The organism is Algoriphagus sp. (assembly GCF_039969895.1).
GTDB lineage: Bacteria > Bacteroidota > Bacteroidia > Cytophagales > Cyclobacteriaceae > Algoriphagus.
Map to the genome: position 1 here is coordinate 785,604 of NZ_JBDVMZ010000012.1, position 15,925 is coordinate 801,528.

At 43.1% G+C, this 15,925-nt stretch carries 11 protein-coding genes; 3 read left to right on the plus strand and 8 right to left on the minus strand.

The features are described from left to right. Nucleotides 1-33: 33 nt before the first annotated feature. The 3 genes from ABJH64_RS09505 to ABJH64_RS09515 all read left to right on the plus strand — a co-directional run bounded on the left by ABJH64_RS09505 (nucleotide 34) and on the right by ABJH64_RS09515 (nucleotide 4,006). Nucleotides 34-1,422, plus strand: a complete 1,389-nt coding sequence (locus ABJH64_RS09505; protein ID WP_348299327.1) for a dipeptidase — start codon at nucleotides 34-36, stop codon at nucleotides 1,420-1,422. A 180-nt stretch (nucleotides 1,423-1,602) separates the two neighbouring features. Then, nucleotides 1,603-3,720 carry a cytochrome c biogenesis protein CcdA gene (locus ABJH64_RS09510; protein ID WP_348275685.1) on the plus strand — a complete coding sequence of 706 codons (2,118 nt, stop codon included), beginning with the start codon at nucleotides 1,603-1,605 and terminating at the stop codon, nucleotides 3,718-3,720. Nucleotides 3,721-3,850: 130 nt separating this feature from the next. Beyond that, nucleotides 3,851-4,006 carry an addiction module protein gene (locus tag ABJH64_RS09515; protein WP_348335465.1) on the plus strand — a complete coding sequence of 52 codons (156 nt, stop codon included), beginning with the start codon at nucleotides 3,851-3,853 and terminating at the stop codon, nucleotides 4,004-4,006. Between the two features lie 364 nt (nucleotides 4,007-4,370). On the opposite strand, the gene ABJH64_RS09520 is transcribed toward ABJH64_RS09515, so the two are convergent. From ABJH64_RS09520 to nirD, 8 genes are all read right to left on the minus strand, one after another. After that, nucleotides 4,371-5,648 (minus strand): alginate export family protein, encoded by a 1,278-nt coding sequence (locus ABJH64_RS09520; protein WP_348275684.1) that lies wholly within the window; start codon nucleotides 5,646-5,648, stop codon nucleotides 4,371-4,373. 109 nt (nucleotides 5,649-5,757) lie between these two features. Further along, nucleotides 5,758-7,200, minus strand: coding sequence for a rubredoxin (locus ABJH64_RS09525; RefSeq protein ID WP_348275683.1), 1,443 nt, complete (start codon nucleotides 7,198-7,200; stop codon nucleotides 5,758-5,760). A gap of 11 nt (nucleotides 7,201-7,211) precedes the next feature. Further along, the gene (locus tag ABJH64_RS09530) at nucleotides 7,212-10,736 is read right to left on the minus strand and encodes a molybdopterin-dependent oxidoreductase (RefSeq protein ID WP_348299325.1); all 3,525 of its coding nucleotides are present in this window, start codon (nucleotides 10,734-10,736) and stop codon (nucleotides 7,212-7,214) included. A 101-nt stretch (nucleotides 10,737-10,837) separates the two neighbouring features. Further along, the gene (locus tag ABJH64_RS09535; protein ID WP_348276161.1) at nucleotides 10,838-12,262 is read right to left on the minus strand and encodes an MFS transporter; all 1,425 of its coding nucleotides are present in this window, start codon (nucleotides 12,260-12,262) and stop codon (nucleotides 10,838-10,840) included. A gap of 146 nt (nucleotides 12,263-12,408) precedes the next feature. Next, on the minus strand, nucleotides 12,409-13,071 hold the full coding sequence (locus ABJH64_RS09540) for a response regulator transcription factor (protein ID WP_348276160.1): 663 nt from the start codon (nucleotides 13,069-13,071) through the stop codon (nucleotides 12,409-12,411). A 59-nt stretch (nucleotides 13,072-13,130) separates the two neighbouring features. Next, nucleotides 13,131-14,942: a type IV pili methyl-accepting chemotaxis transducer N-terminal domain-containing protein gene (locus ABJH64_RS09545; RefSeq protein WP_348276159.1), complete on the minus strand. Its 1,812-nt coding sequence runs from the start codon at nucleotides 14,940-14,942 to the stop codon at nucleotides 13,131-13,133. Nucleotides 14,943-14,946: 4 nt separating this feature from the next. Beyond that, complete coding sequence (locus ABJH64_RS09550) at nucleotides 14,947-15,525, minus strand: DUF4202 domain-containing protein (protein ID WP_348276158.1); 579 nt, start codon at nucleotides 15,523-15,525, stop codon at nucleotides 14,947-14,949. 13 nt (nucleotides 15,526-15,538) lie between these two features. Further along, nucleotides 15,539-15,916, minus strand: a complete 378-nt coding sequence (nirD, locus tag ABJH64_RS09555) for a nitrite reductase small subunit NirD (protein ID WP_348276157.1) — start codon at nucleotides 15,914-15,916, stop codon at nucleotides 15,539-15,541. Between the last annotated feature and the right edge of the window lie 9 nt (nucleotides 15,917-15,925).

A 15,925-nucleotide genomic window follows, 5' to 3' on the forward strand; every position in this document is an offset into this window, starting at 1 on the left:
TTTTGCACCTCGTACCAACTAATCCCCAGATATATGGCTGTTAATGATTTTATCCGAGACAACAAGGATCGTTTTTTAAATGAATTGCTGGATTTACTCCGAATTCCATCGGTAAGCGCTGACCCTAAGTTCAAAGGTGATGTCATCGCAGCTGCCAATTTTGTGAAGGAAAGCTTGGAAAAAGCAGGCGCGGATGTGGTAGAAATCTGCGAAACTGCAGGCTACCCAATCGTTTATGCTGAGAAAATCGTAGATCCAGCATTACAGACTGTGCTGGTCTATGGCCACTACGATGTGCAGCCAGCAGATCCGTATGAACTTTGGGATTCTCCGCCTTTTGAGCCAGTAATCAAAAAGACCAAGATTCATCCTGAGGGAGCAATTTTCGCACGTGGATCGGCGGATGACAAAGGACAATTTTACATGTATGTGAAGGCGTTTGAAGCCATGATGGCTTCCGATGATCTGCCATGTAATGTCAAGTTCATGATCGAAGGTGAAGAGGAAGTTGGATCCAGCAACCTGGAGAAATTTGTCATCGAGAATAAGGAGAAATTGAGCGCGGATGTTATTCTGATCTCGGATACCCACATGATTTCCATGAAGGATCCTTCGATCACGGTTGGCCTTCGCGGCATGGCCTACATGGAGGTAGAAGTCGTGGCGTCAAACCGAGATCTTCACTCAGGAACCTATGGCGGCGCAGTTGCCAACCCGATCAATGTCCTTTGCGACATGATCGCTTCCATGAAAGATGAAAACGAGCATATCACAATTCCGGGATTCTATGACAAAGTACAAGAACTCACCGATGCCCAGCGAGCCCGTCTGAATGAAGCACCATTCGATCTTGCTGAGTATAAGGAGAAGCTAGACATAGATGATGTCCATGGGGAAAAAGGCTATACGACCATTGAGCGTGTGGGTATTCGTCCTACTTTGGATGTCAATGGAATCTGGGGTGGCTACATCGGTGAAGGTGCCAAAACTGTTTTGCCTTCTAAAGCAAATGCAAAAATCTCAATGAGATTGGTCCCTGATCAGGATTGGCATGAGATCGCCGAGCTTTTTCAAAAACACTTTACCTCCATCGCTCCAAAATCAGTGAGGGTCAAAGTAAAAGCGCATCATGGTGGAGCTCCGGCTGTTGTGTCGGATTCTTCAGTAGGGTACAAGGCGGCTGAGGCAGCTATGGAGGAGACTTTTGGTAAAAGACCTATCCCAACACGAGAAGGTGGATCTATTCCTATCGTAGCGTTGTTCCAGAAAGAGTTAGGGTCAGATCCAATTTTATTCGGTTTTGGACTTGACACAGATGCACTACATTCACCTAATGAACACTACGGTGTGAAAAATTACTTCATTGGAATAGAAACTATCGCGGCATTCTTTCGTCAGTTTAGAAAGCTTACGGAGAAGTAGCATAGACCTAAAAATATAAGGTATAGATCACTTGTTCTCTTATCTCAGACTCCTAGTTCATCAGGTTGGAAGACCGAAGGATAGAATCGTTGGAGTCAGCCCTTTTATAAGACGGGTTTATTTAGGTAATAAATAGATGAGGTGACTCACAAAAGTAAACTGCTAATCAATCATTCTTTCATGACTAAAGCCCAAAGAAAATCAAGAAAACTACTGCTACTGGCATTACTTTTCTTCAGTTTCTACGCTCAAGCCCAGATTATTGCACCTCCAAAATGGGTCGTATCGATAGAGCCGAAAAGTTTGGTGCAAGGTGAAGAAGCTACTTTGGTGCTCGAAGCCCAAATTCCAATCGGTTGGTACATTTATGCCAACGATTTTGATCCGAATCTAGGGCCGATTTTAGCAACTCTGAACCTGGATAATCCAGCAGGATATGCGTTGAAAGGTGATTTTAAAGCTATTAATCCTAAAGAAAAATACGAGGAGATCTGGGAAGGTGACGTCAAGTATTTCATCGGAAAAGGAAGGTTTGAGCAATCTTTTGTGCCTAATTCTAGCTCAGGAAAAATCTCCGGGACAGTAGAATATCAGATGTGCTCTGATGTCACAGGTCAGTGTGTAAATTATGATCTCGAAATAGAGCAAAGTTTTGAGGCTGGGGCTAATATTTCCTTGTCCACTGCTGAAGTAGATGAAGACACGTCCTTGCAAGAAACATCGACAACCTCGCAATCTGATACGGTCGAGATGTCTGAAGTGTCTGATGGATCGGCTATCCATGAGGATCAGTTGTTCGAAGATTTGTCCAATGGCGAAAAGCCTTCAACCATTGAGATTGTTCCCCTTCAGGAAGATGAGTCACTTTGGGGCTTTATGGTGTTGGCATTCCTGGCGGGACTTGCAGCCTTGTTGACCCCGTGTGTATTTCCTATGATTCCTATGACGGTAAGTTTCTTCACTGGACGTGCTGGAAGCAAAGCAACAGGGATAAGGAACGCATTCATCTACGGTTTTTCTATTATTGCTATCTACACTGTCGCCGGGACAGCCGTGGCGGCAATTCAAGGTCCTGAGTTTGCAAATTGGCTAGCCACGCATTGGCTTCCAAATCTATTTTTCTTCGGGATTTTCATCTTTTTTGCCCTGGCTTTTCTCGGAATGTTTGAGATTACTTTGCCTTCGGGATTTATCAATAAAGTAGATGAAAAAGCTGAAAAAGGAGGGTTAACAGGTATTTTCTTTATGGCCTTCACGTTGGTTTTGGTATCGTTTTCCTGTACGGGTCCGATCGTAGGATCAATTTTAATCTCTTCGGCTGGAGGAGAATTACTGAAGCCAATTTTGGGAATGTTTGCATTTTCTCTGGCATTTGCCATTCCTTTTACGCTATTCGCCATTTTTCCAGAGTGGATGAACCGACTTCCTAAGTCCGGTGGTTGGTTGAATTCAGTAAAAGTGGTTTTGGGTTTTCTGGAACTCGCCTTAGCGTTCAAGTTTCTTTCAATCGCTGACTTGGTTTATCACTGGGGGATTTTAGATCGGGATATTTTCCTGATCATCTGGATTGTGATTTTCTCAGGATTAGGACTTTATCTTTTGGGAAAAATTCGCCTTCCGCACGATTCGCCTGTAGAAACGATTGGTGTTCCACGATTGCTTTCAGCTCTTTTCGTATTCATGTTTGTGTTCTATATGATTCCTGGATTATTTGGAGCTCCGCTGAAATATCTGAGTGGCTATCTTCCACCTATGTCCACACAGCAGTTTACACTTAGCGCAGGGATAAATTCAGCTGAGGCAGGAGAAAATATTCTTGGAGAACCTATCAAATACGCTGACATCCCACTGGAAATCCCCCATGGAATTCCAGGTTACTTCGACTACGAACAAGCCATGCGTGCTGCCAAAAAAGCGAATAAACCTCTGCTAATTGACTTCACCGGACATGGCTGTGTAAATTGCAGAAAGATGGAAGAGAATGTCTGGGTGGATCCGCAGGTATTGATGCGTCTGAAAGAAGATTTCGTGATGGTAGCGCTTTACATCGATGAGCGATTAGAGCTTCCCGAAAGCGACTGGTACACTTCAGAATATGACGGGAAAGTCAAGAAAACTCTGGGGAAGCAAAACGCCGATTTTCAGATCACCCGCTTCCAAAACAATGCGCAGCCTTACTATGTGATCCTAGACCATAACGAAAATCTTCTCGCTCAACCGAAAGGCTATGATGCCGATAAACAGGCTTTTATTGAGTATTTGGACAGAGCGAAGAAGGAGTTTGAGGTGAGGAATTAGCCTTTTTCAAGGGAGAATTTCATATCAATTCTCTTTTCTTTATCAAAACGCTAAAACTGATTTTCTGAATATTCAAGCGAGCAAAATTGAGCTTATTCACTGGCTGACAGAACTCCAGGATCAGAAAATCATCGAGCAACTTCAGGTTTTTAGGGCCCAACAAGAAAAAGGGTTAAGTGATGCTCACAAAGCGCTGTTGAACGAAAGATTAGCTATTTACAAAAATGACCCAACCAATGTACTAGATTGGAAAGATGTCATGGAAGAAATCGGAAATGGTTTGTGAGTTATATACTAACCCTACTACCTGAAGCTAAAATCGATATTCAGGAAATCATTCAATGGTACAATCAAGAAAAATAAGGGTTGGGCGCTAGATTTTATACTTCTTTAAAATTACGTTTGTCCTCCATAAAGGAAAATCCACAACTCTATCAGATTCAATATCTTGATAGTAGAAATGCTTTATTGTAAAAATTCCCTTATCAAATCCATTACCAGATTGTTGAATCTAACTCCTCAATACTAGTTCTTGCGGTGACCCATACCAGTAGAAATCCAACAATCTGGAAAAATAGGCTTTGATTACTAGTTTAAAATCCATAAAATCTTACGAATCGATTTTTCTAACGGCTTAAAGCCTCAGACCTTCAATTCTCCTTAAAGGTATGAGTCAGCAATCTTGGATTGATGATCAGCTGCACCCAGCCCCAGTTGTTGGTGTTTTCATAGCTGATACCGCCTTTGATCGCACGCATACTTTCGGTTGCAAATAGTTGAGAATACCCCACGTTGAGTTTCACATATTTTCCCAGGGAATTACCATAAACCACGTCTAGCTCTGTCCCCAAATTTTGATTTAGATCATTTGCCATTTCAGCTTGTGCCGAGAAATAATGGACATTCAAGCCAACCGTAGATTTTTCTCCAGCAGCCAATGATATCTTTCCGTACAGATCATTCAGGCCCACATTATTGGCATGATTTCCTACATAGAAATAATCCATCAATCCATTAAACTTATGATTGGTACCGTAGAGCGGGAAGAATGATTTATTCTTTTCCTCACCAACCTGATCCGTACCACTCAGGGATTCAAAACCCGCTATCAAAGTCACTATTCCAGTTTTGTACTTTGCTTCCACCATATACTGATAGCCAGTCAGATCAGTAGAAGCATCTGCTTTTCCTGTCTGCAAATAAGCCGAGCCAGTAATGGCTAGCACAGATAAGGGAAATGTAAAGTATGCCCCAGTCGTTTGGCGATGATATAGACCGTCAGTAAGTGGAGTAGGGTCATTGGTATATTTCTGAAAGCCATTATTCATGAATAGAAAGCTGAACGAAGCTCTGTCCCAAGCCTGAGTAAAATGTGCCATCTGCATAGTTTTATAAGAGAAACCACCAGTAATGGTATAGTCTGTGCCTAGGAAGTTTTGCTTTTGCTGGTTGTAGGCAAAAGCCAAATCTAGCTTGGATTTATTCTTAGCATATTGGATCATGGCAGCATCATGAAACCTCCCCTGCATCGTCCAATCCACCTCTCCCAATATCCGCTGATCGTCATAAGAAAGCGTTTGCCTACCTAGCTTTAACGCCCAGTTTTCAGTAAAATCATACTTGATCCAAGCCTGAAAAAGCGAGAAGGAATTGTTGTTGTCAGCAGCCGTGAGCGTTTGCTCATCGCCCCAAGTGCTCACATCCTGCATGCTGATATATAGGCTCAGTTTTTCATCCCTGAACCCCAAATTTAACCGAGATCTCTGAGTGACAAATGCTGCTGGCTTGGCCTCATCTGGGAATAGGTTTCCATACCCGTGCCGATATTCGAATCGCGGACGGATGTCAGCGTCAAGGGTAAACTCTTGCGCATCAGTGACTTTTACCATTGAAAGCAAAACTAAAATGAGTAGTATAGATTTTTTCATAACAAAAGATATTCATGTCTTTTAATGCACTAATGTATGCCTTAAAGACCTTGGGTGAGGCACTTATTGAATGATATAAATCAGCTTTAATGCTAAGTTTTAAAAGTTTTCATTGGGCTACTATTGCTTTATTTTTTCTGATGAATTTACTTTTTGGAGCTTCGCAAAGTGAACAGCAATAGCTGGATGAAAGGTCTTCAAATGGAACTCCTGCTTCTATTCCTTGCATTTCATCTCCATAGGTGGAATCGTAAATCGTCAGGCAATCTGCACATTGGTAAACTTCAACCTCTTTTGTCTCCTTTAATGGAATGGACTTTTTAGATGGTTCAGGCTTTTTCCCCAACTGCTCAAAATACATCTTACTCAATTCAATCAAAAGCCCTGGCAATTCAGCCTTATCCACCTCCTGGACATAGACGATATATTTTTGGGTATTGGGATCAAAGTTTTTTGCATAAAGCAAATTATACGTGTTTCTCAATTTGACATTCTCCAAGCCCGCTGGGGGCTGGTTTTTCTCAATGATAATAGAAGTGAAATAATACGCTTTTCTCGTATAATCTGTGATGCCAAATGTCAACCCATAGGTGCTAATGTCTCTTTTATCAAAGTTGTCCACCAAAAATTCCTTCAGCTTTAGAGCAGATTTATTATTGACCGGAAGATGCCAATTCAATTCAAGCATGGAGTGCCGCACATTGATCCCGTAGCGACCTAGAAGTCTTTCCCACTCGATTTTGGTGTTTTCAGGAATTCCTTTGATGATGATGGATTTCCATGGTGTGATGGAAATTTTACCGATTCGGCTATCTGCACACAGATCGCAAAGAACCTTCAAAAAGTCTATGTAGTACTTATTATTTCTCCAATAGAGCCCCAGCCAATAGCGATCATCTCCCACACGATTCATTCCCTCATAGTAAGGAAAAGGATAAAAGGGAACTTCCAATGGTCTATCCACCGTCCGATTGTTGCAATCCACGGCATCGTTGACTAAATCAAAAAGAAATTCCACTGTCTCTGGCTCTTCCTGCAAAATCTTCTCAATCGAAGCAGACACCTTTGCCATATCCCAACTGTATATCAGCGCAGGATACATCTTGGTCTCCTCCCATTCAGGCAATCGGACGTACAGATACCAGTAGTCTTCATGCTCTGAAGCAATAAAATTCAGATGACCTGTGAAAAGTGGAACCAGTCGCTGCTTGGGATCTGTGATGTTGATTTTCAGATGCGGCTGAGTTCTGAACTGCTCCAAAACATATAAATAGCGATCGCCCGTAAGCCAAGGTGTGCTAGGGAAAATATCAGCGGAAACATACGAAGACACGATGTTCTCCGAGCCTGTGTCTTCTGGCGCTACCAGCTGAAACTTACTCTGAGCTTCAATTTCCAACAAGCCCTCATCTTTAATGAAAAGGATATCCTGTCGAGAACCTAGCGAAATCGTATCTAAACCCGCCTGTTCTGCCAACTCCAATAGTTGCTTAAGCTCAGCAGGCGAAAGAACTCCGCCTTTCACTACCACTCTGGAATAGGTGTTTTTCATTTTTTGCGATTTTAGGCCAGTACTTTGGATTGATGAAGAATATCCCGAACCTCTGTTTTGCAGCTACCGCATCCGAGGCCGGCTCCTGTTTGCTGACAAAGCGCCGTGAAGTCAGAGCATCCCCCTGCTATTGCTTCCTTGATATTTCCCTCGCCCACACGGCTACAGCTACAGACTAATTTGCCGATCACTGGTCGGGTGTCGGAAGATCCCATGAGCAAAGATTTTCGTTTTTCGGAAAGCTCAATTTTGTTTTCGATAAGGGATTTGAATTCAGCAAATTCATTTTTATCTCCCATCAAAACTGCCCCGATAAGCAAATCATCCTTCACGATACACTTCTTGTAATAGCGACGGCTCATGTCCGTAAAGATGATTTCCTCGTAGGAATCATCATTCTCAGGAATCAGAATATCGCCAATGCTGCACAGCTCCAGATCCTTGAATTTCAGGATATTCATCAGCACAGATCCGGCGTAAATACTACTCACGTCACCTGCAATATAGTTCGCTAGGACCATGGCCTGTTCCTCAGCCGCAGAGGTGATTCCGAAAAGTTGATTTTCGAATTCTGCGATTTCTCCTATAGCAAAAATGTTTGGGTAATTGGTTTGAAGATGCTGATTCACCTTTATTCCCCGACCACAAGCAATCCCATTATCTCTGGCGATTTTGATGTTGGGTTGGGTTCCTATTGCATAGACGACAGCATTCGCAGAGAGAATTTTTCCACTTTTCAGCGTGATTGAAAGCATTTTCTGCTCCTCATCGTCAAAGACCGTACTCACTTCGTTGTCGAAATAAACATGTATCCCTCGCTCTTGCACGTCCTGCGAGAGAAGCTTGCTAGAGACATCATCCAGCTGTCGCTCCATGAGTCGGGACGCTCGCTGAACGATAGTTACTTTCACACGATTATGCTGTAAAGCTGCGGCAAGTTCCAGACCCAACAAACCTCCACCTATGACTACCACATGCTGATTTTCCGGTGGTAGATTAGTAGAATCCAAATAATTCTTGAATCGATCGGCATCGATTTTACTTCGTATGGTAAACCGTCCCGGGAGGTCTAATTGGGCATCTTTAGGAATAAAAGCTCTACTGCCGGTAGCCAGAATCAACTTATCAAATGAATATTGCTGTCCCTGATCATCTACAACCACCTGCTTATCTGGATCGATCTTTACTATGGATAAATCTGTGTGAAGGGAAATTTTTAGCTTCTGAAGTTCATGCTCTTTGATCTTCTGAAGTTGCTCCCAAGTCAATTCCTCAGTTACATATTCTGGCAAAAGCACTCGATTGTAAAATGGGTGCGGTTCTTTGGAGAATACATGGATTTGATCGGAATCATTGTGCTCTCGATAGTTTTGGATAAATCGGAAAGCTGCCGCTCCAGCACCCACGACCACTATTTTCTCTTGTGTCTTTTTATACTTGGAAACGGATACTGTGGTGAATTTGAAATCTGGTTCCTTGGACTGCGGATCGACCACAGTATTTGTCAGGTTATTCGCTCGGTTCAGATCCGATTGCAATTGCTTCCCCCAGTGCATCGGTAGGAAGACCACGCCCTCTCGAATGTTTTTGGAAAGCTTGGCCTTCACGCGAACGATACCATTTTTGCTTTTCACCTCTACCACATCACCATCTTTTACCTTATCGATGTAGGCGTCGATAGGATTGATCTCCAGTACAGGACTTGGGTAATGCGTGCGAAGTCGGGATACTTTCTGGGTTTTGGTCATAGTATGCCATTGATCCCTGATACGGCCAGTAGTGAGAATGAGCGGATATTCCTTGCTGGTTTTTTCGGAGGTATTCTCGATTTGAGCGGGAATATTGAAGACCGCCTTTTGTGAAGGAGTGTAGAATTTATTGTTAGCAAAGAGTCGGGGAGTGCCTTGATGTCTGTATTCCGGAACTGGCCACTGGAAAGTGCCTTCGCTTTTCAGCCTATCGTAATTCAAGAAGGAAATATCGATGTTTGTGCCTTTGGTCATGGCGCAATATTCCTCGTAGATTTCTTCGGTATTGTTGAAATTGAAACCACGGAAACCCATTCTTCTAGCGAAATCACAAAGTATTTCTACGTCAGGTCTAGCTTCACCAGGAGGATTGATCCCTTTAGTTAGATAGGAGATTCGACGCTCTGAATTTGTCATCGTACCTTCCTTTTCCAACCAACCTGCAGCCGGAAGCACCAAGTCGGCATATTCTAGCGTGTCTGCTTTATGAGAAATATCCTGAACAACTACGAATTTGGCATTTTTCATCGCCCGCTCGATGCGTTTGGAATTCGGTAAACTCACCATGGGATTGGTGCAAATAATCCAAACGGCTTTCATCTCGCCACTTTCCAAAGCGTCAAACATCTCGGTAGCCGAATAACCTGGCTCGGGAGAAATCTCGTTTACCCCCCAGAAATTCGCTACTTCCTGTCGATGGACGGGGTTGTTCAGGTCTTTGTGAACAGCCAGTAAATTCGCCATTCCGCCCACCTCACGTCCTCCCATAGCATTTGGCTGACCGGTGAGAGAGAAAGGGCCGTTCCCAGGTTTACCGATACTTCCTGTGACCAAGGAAAGATTTAATAGGGAAAAGTTCTTGTCAGTGCCGACGGCGCTTTGGTTCAGCCCCATCGCCCACATGCTGATAAAACCTTTCGATTCACCGATAAGCTTAGCTGTTTCTGCTATTTCTTTGACGGAGATCCCACAGAGCTTGGCAGCATCTTTAATAGAAGTTGCCATGACCTGGTTTCTATAATCAAGGTAATTTTCTGTGTGATTTTTGATGAATTCTTTATCAGAAAACCCATTTTCTATCAGCTTCCTGCCTATGGCATTGTATAAAATGATATCCGTACCCGGAATGATTTGCAGGTGAATATCAGCGAAAGAAGCGGAGTCAGTTTTGCGCGGATCGACTACGATGATCTTCACGTTTGGATTTTTCTCCTTGTGCTTTTCCAGCCTTCGAAAAAGAATTGGGTGGCACCAGGCTGGATTTGCCCCAGCAATCAAAAATGTATCTGCCAGCTCAATATCCTCATAAGAAATAGGAACGGAGTCTTCACCAAACGTTTTTTTGTAAGCTACTACCGCTGAACTCATGCACAAACGACTGTTGGTATCGATGTTATTTGTACCGAAAAATCCCTTGGCAAGCTTATTCGCAATGTAATATTCTTCAGTAAGGCACTGTCCGGAAATGTAGAATCCTACGCTTTTTGGCCCATATTTTTGGATCAAAGACTTGAAAACTCTCGCAGCTCTATCTAAGCCCTCATCCCAACTTACCCGCTCACGGGGATGGGATCTGCTCCAGCGCATCTCGGGATAGAGAATCCTGTCGGAGGTATCATTCACGACGTAGTGGAGGTTCATGCCCTTCGAGCAAAGCATGCCCTGATTTACAGGATGATCTTGGTCACCTTCGACGTGAACCTTGTTTTGAGCATCTACGCCAGCGACTATGCCGCAGCCTACGCCGCAGTATGAACAGGTGGTTTTGACTTTTTTATCTAAGATCACTACTCAGGAGTTACCGTTGGAAATAGGTTAAGAACAAAATAGCTCATCCGCAAGACAAATGGTCATTTGCAGAAGAGCTATTTTGGGTGTGATGCTACAAGTTAATTATCAATTCTGACTAATTCAGGTTGCAGTTTGCTTAATTCTACCTCTGCTACTTTTTCATCTTCGGTACTGAACCTGATGGCTAAGGCTACAACGCCCGAAACCACAATCATACCTCCAATAATTAAATATCCAGCAGAGACGGCACTTGCTGCGGCAGCGGATTGAGCGGCTGCGGCAGCTGCAGAACCCAGCCCTTCACTCGCTAGAATTGCTGACTTTTCAGCCACTGCTGATTTGGAGCTCAGAAATAGCGCTGCCAAAAAGGCTCCAAAATTCCCGCCCGCACCCACTATTCCGGAGATAGAGCCAATTGCCTTTCTATTTACAAAAGGTACCACCGAGAAGGTGGCTCCTTCGGCCATTTGCACAGACAAACTGAAAGCAATTAGTAGTGCGAAGCCTACGAAAAGACCTGTGGCCAAAGAAAACAAACTAAGCATCAGTCCTTCTACAATTAGGATTGCAGCAAGAAACCACACGCGGCCTTTTAACCCCCTTAATTTTCCAAATTTATCCCCAAAGTATCCGCCAAGGGTACGGGCAAAAATGTTCATCAGCGCAAAGGAGAGTACGATGTTACCTGCAGTGATTCGCTCCAGTTGGAAGGTGTTCTGCAAGTAATCGTCCATGGTACCATAGACCGTCAATTCGATTCCGAAACAAGCTGCGTAAACGACAAACAGTAGCCAAACTCGATAGTCTTTGATAGCTTCGAGAAATCCAACTTTATCCTTCTTGGTGGTAGGAATCTTGATGCCTTGCGCTTCCAATTCCTTGAAATTGCCTTCTGGAGTGTCTTTTGTGAAGAAATAATAAACCAATCCCATCGCGAAGCAAACGATCCCGGCAAACACCATGGAATATCTCCAAGCATCTGCCTGAGCTACCCCGGCACTTATCACTATAGCTGCGATAATTGGCATACCCAATCTATTTGCTCCGCCACCTAAGTTACCCCAGCCTGCTGAAGTTGCATTGGCAGTTCCTACAACGTTCGATGCAAACATCAGCGAGGTATGGACCTGAGTGATGACAAAAGAAGCACCAATAAATCCCGTCAAAAGTCTGCAAATCATAAACTGCATCGGTGTCTGTACCAATCCGCTAAGAACTACCGGAATAGATCCCAACACCAAAAGCCAGGTGTAGCAAAGTCTTGGGCCGTATTTGTCACATAATTTCCCGATTAGCAATCTGGCGAAGACTGTTCCGGCTACGGCAAGAACTGTTGCATTCCATTTTTGGGCAGGAGTAAGGCCAAGATCCTTGACCACGTCTGGCATGAAAGGAACTATTCCGAACCATGCGAAAAAGCAGATGAAAAAGGCGATAGAGGTGATCCAAAAGGTTCGGATCGGAACGGTTCTAAGGTTTAGTAGATTTAACCGTGTGGCTTTGTGTGTAAGTAGTGGTTCCATAATACTTATATTTAACTGAGTTAAAAGTAAGTATAAATACGTAATTAATAAAAATAGTACGTAATTAATTTAGAATAAAAACAAAAAAATCCATTCAGATTGCTCTAAATGGACTTAGGACTACTTATAAATCTTAGTAAGAATTTCTAGATCAAATTCAATTCTCTGGATTTGGTAGTGAGCTCTACCAGATTCTTCACATTCATTTTTTTCATCAGGTTAAAACGGTGAACCTCTGCCGTTCTTTTGCTGATTTCCAGCGCATCGGCGATTTCATTATTTCCTTTTCCTTCCAGAATGAGTTCTAAGATCTGCTTTTCTCTGTTTGTCAGAGTAGCCAATTCCTCCGGGAGTACATCGGTCTTGGAAGATGCTTTGGGTTTTCCATTGACGAAATTGTTGATAATATACGCCGACACATCTCCAGCAAAAAATTTTCCGCCATTGGAAATTGTGTGTAAGGCCTTTAGGAACTCACTTTTGGAAGACCCCTTAAGCAAATATCCATCTGAACCAGCCTGTATAGCTTCGACTACGTACTCTTCTGAATCGTGCATGGACAGCACTAGTTTTTTGATTTTCGGAAAAGATTTAGTCATTTCTTTCACTACTTCGAGCCCATTCATTTTAGGCATTCGGATATCCACAATCAGTAAATCGGGATTTTGAAGGGCAATTACCTCCAGCGCTTCTACTCCATCAGATGCCTCGTCGATCACTTGAAATTCCTTTTCACTTTCTAAGAGAGATTTGATTCCATCCCGTACTAGTTCGTGATCATCAGCTAAAACTATCTTAATTGGGTTCATATGCGCTTAAGTAAATACGTAGTAAAGTAATAGAATTTACGTATAAAAATCTAAAAAATCTAAGTTAAAGGCAGGTTGATGGTGACTTTGGTGCCTTCGTTTGGAGAGGAGTTGATGAAAAGTCTTCCACTGATGTACTTCACGCGCTCTCGCATAAAAGTCAACCCCATACCACCTTCTTCATCGGGCTTGGATTTCAATTTTGATTTGTCAAAACCTTTCCCATTGTCATCCACGATGATGCTCAAGATAGTTGGGCTATGAGAGACCGTGACGATGATATGCGAGGATTCTGCGTATTTGATTGCATTGTTGATTGCTTCTTGTGTGATGCGGTACAGGTTGATTTCTATCAAAGAATCCATGCGCTGGGAAAATTCTGTTTTATTGAAAAGCACGATGTCTTTTCCGGTGAGTTTTGAAAGTTCCTGTGTCAGTTCCGTCAGTGCCGGGACAATTCCGTAATCTTTCAATTCCGGAGGAGTGAGGTTGAAGGTAGCGGTTCTTACCCCTTTGATAATGTTAGAAGTGAGTTCTTTGAGTTTGATGATCTTGACTTCGGCTTTTTCAGGATCGGTCGTATCCACACTTTCCAGCAGGTATTTCAATCCGGTGAGCATTTGCCCGATTCCATCGTGAATGTCCTTAGCGATACGGTTTTGCTCATTTTCCTGATTCTCTATGATTTGTCTGGAGATCACCTTTTGCTGATGCATTTTTTCCTCGAAACTCTCCTTCGTCAGCTGTTCCACCTGATGCATATATTCCTTTCGCTTGGTGATATCCAGGCAAATCAAAATCAGTTCAGATTTGTCTTCGGAAGAATTAAATGGAATCATGGATACGTCCAGCCAGATGTCTTCGCCAGTCTGTGCGGTAGTTTTGAATTCCCCTTCCCAGCCTGCTTTTTTGTTCTCGGCGATGATGCGATCGATGGTCAATTGTTCGTTTTCCTGAGTAGAAAGCACATCGGAAATTTTCGCATTTACATTGAATTTCTGAGCCTTGTATAGCCTGCTGAAACGCTCACCGAAATGTGTGATGTAACCTTCCGGAGTGATTCTGGCGAAAAGCAACGTTTGATCCATAGCCTTGCTGAGTGCCTGCAGCTCACGTACAGATTTCTCTTTGGATTGACTTAAGAGATCTGCGTTTTTAGCCATTTGGACCGCTTTTTTCTCTGCATCCATGAGCTCGTGAATGCTTGCTTTCATAGCTTTGGCCGAAGGCCAAAATATAATCAGGAACTCACCAACTAATACTAATAAGGTAAATAGCGTGATCAAAAGCTCCAGGCGCTGCAAATCTGAGACTTTCTCCTTGGCTTCGTGATCGTATTGATTTACGATCTGATCCATCTTGATCAGAAAGTCATTTGCATTCGTTTCAATTAGCTGTAGTTGCTCAGAAAGTGCTGCGGAGTCCGCAGAATTGCTTGATTTTAGAAAGAGCAAATTCTGTGTAGCCTCTACCACTTTTTTGAAATCCGGATCGATTTGCTCAAACATGGCAGTGATTTCCGGACTATTATTTACCAGGAAATCTTGTGATTCATCCCCGAGCTGCAAGAGTTGGTGGGCATTTGTCCAGCGGGCAAGTGTGTGTTCCAGGCTGTCGGACAGGTTCTTAGAAATTTGGGGATTCTGTGTGTGGGAAAGTAAAAGTGCTTCTTTGGTCAGTTTTTGGCTTAGCATACGCTGCCTGCCGGCCACATTCACCACATAGCTGTCATTTTCCTGATCGTTCAGGTATTGTCTGATCAGGATCTGACTTGCTAAAAGGGAGAGTGCAATCGCCCCTAAAGCAATAATATAAAGTCTGCGGAGACGATTAAAAGTTTCTTGATCCAGCGATCGTGGTGTACCGGTCATTAGTTTAGGTAATTGCTTCTTTGACTAGTTGAAGACTTGAAGGTGATAGAGGTAATTGAAGTGCGGCTCGATGTCCTTTTTCAGACATCTTCGCCCAGGTTTTTTGAAGGATGTCTATGACTTTTTCGTTTTCATGCTTGGTAGCGAATTCTTCGAAATAGTATTCAAGAAACACCAGGCAAATGACATCTTCCATCGTCTGGGTATCCGGATCGGTTTTCAGTTGCTTTTTTCGGATTAAAAATTTCGTTCGGTCTATTATCTCCTGATCGTAGCCAGATTTCTCGAGAATTTCAGCTGCCATATCAGCATGCATTTTCTTCAATTCCTCCCGCCATGTCAAATAGCCTACTCGATCCATGGGATAATCAGTTCGTGGGATTTTCCACCTTCCAATATGTTGTGCCCGAACAGCCAGCATCATAGCTTCTGAGCAATTTGGCTCAAAATCAGCAAGTTTCTCCGTCATCCGCAGTGAGTATAGGAGCTCTTTAGCGTATTCTTTTCCCTCGAAGATTTCTTTGGTGGGATCTTGAGCATTGATCTCATCGATTAATGAGATTGCTTTCTGAAATTGGTTCATGTGTCAAATTGGATTAATCAGCAAATCCAATATATACATTTCCCTCCTGAATCCTGACCGGATAAATGGCAATACTATATTCTTCTCCGTTCAGATTGCTGCCATCTTCCAGCGAAAAGGTCTTCTTGTGAAGCGGACAGGCCACTTTCGGAATTCCGTGAGAATCCCCAGTCATGCCTCTGGAAAGTACCATTTCCATCTTGTGCGGGCAAAGGTTTTGGCAGGCGTACCAGGAATTGCTTCGGGTAAAATGGTAAACTGCAATTTGCCTGGCGTTGTATTTCACACAGGCTCCGGCATTTGGTGGAAAGTCATCTGTCTGACCGACTTTGATCCAGTTAATTGCCTGCCGATCGGCTACAGTTTGATAGTTTTTCAATAATTCTTCCATGATCTTATT

Excerpts from the sequence above, each read along its gene's own strand:
- ABJH64_RS09535 (WP_348276161.1), bottom strand. The coding sequence starts at position 12,262 with ATGGAACCACTACTTACACACAAAGCCACACGGTTAAATCTACTAAAC.
- nirD (WP_348276157.1), bottom strand. The coding sequence starts at position 15,916 with ATGGAAGAATTATTGAAAAACTATCAAACTGTAGCCGATCGGCAGGCA.
- ABJH64_RS09525 (WP_348275683.1), bottom strand. The coding sequence starts at position 7,200 with ATGAAAAACACCTATTCCAGAGTGGTAGTGAAAGGCGGAGTTCTTTCG.
- ABJH64_RS09510 (WP_348275685.1), top strand. The coding sequence starts at position 1,603 with ATGACTAAAGCCCAAAGAAAATCAAGAAAACTACTGCTACTGGCATTA.
- ABJH64_RS09520 (WP_348275684.1), bottom strand. The coding sequence starts at position 5,648 with ATGAAAAAATCTATACTACTCATTTTAGTTTTGCTTTCAATGGTAAAA.
- ABJH64_RS09545 (WP_348276159.1), bottom strand. The coding sequence starts at position 14,942 with ATGACCGGTACACCACGATCGCTGGATCAAGAAACTTTTAATCGTCTC.
- ABJH64_RS09540 (WP_348276160.1), bottom strand. The coding sequence starts at position 13,071 with ATGAACCCAATTAAGATAGTTTTAGCTGATGATCACGAACTAGTACGG.
- ABJH64_RS09550 (WP_348276158.1), bottom strand. The coding sequence starts at position 15,525 with ATGAACCAATTTCAGAAAGCAATCTCATTAATCGATGAGATCAATGCT.
- ABJH64_RS09505 (WP_348299327.1), top strand. The coding sequence starts at position 34 with ATGGCTGTTAATGATTTTATCCGAGACAACAAGGATCGTTTTTTAAAT.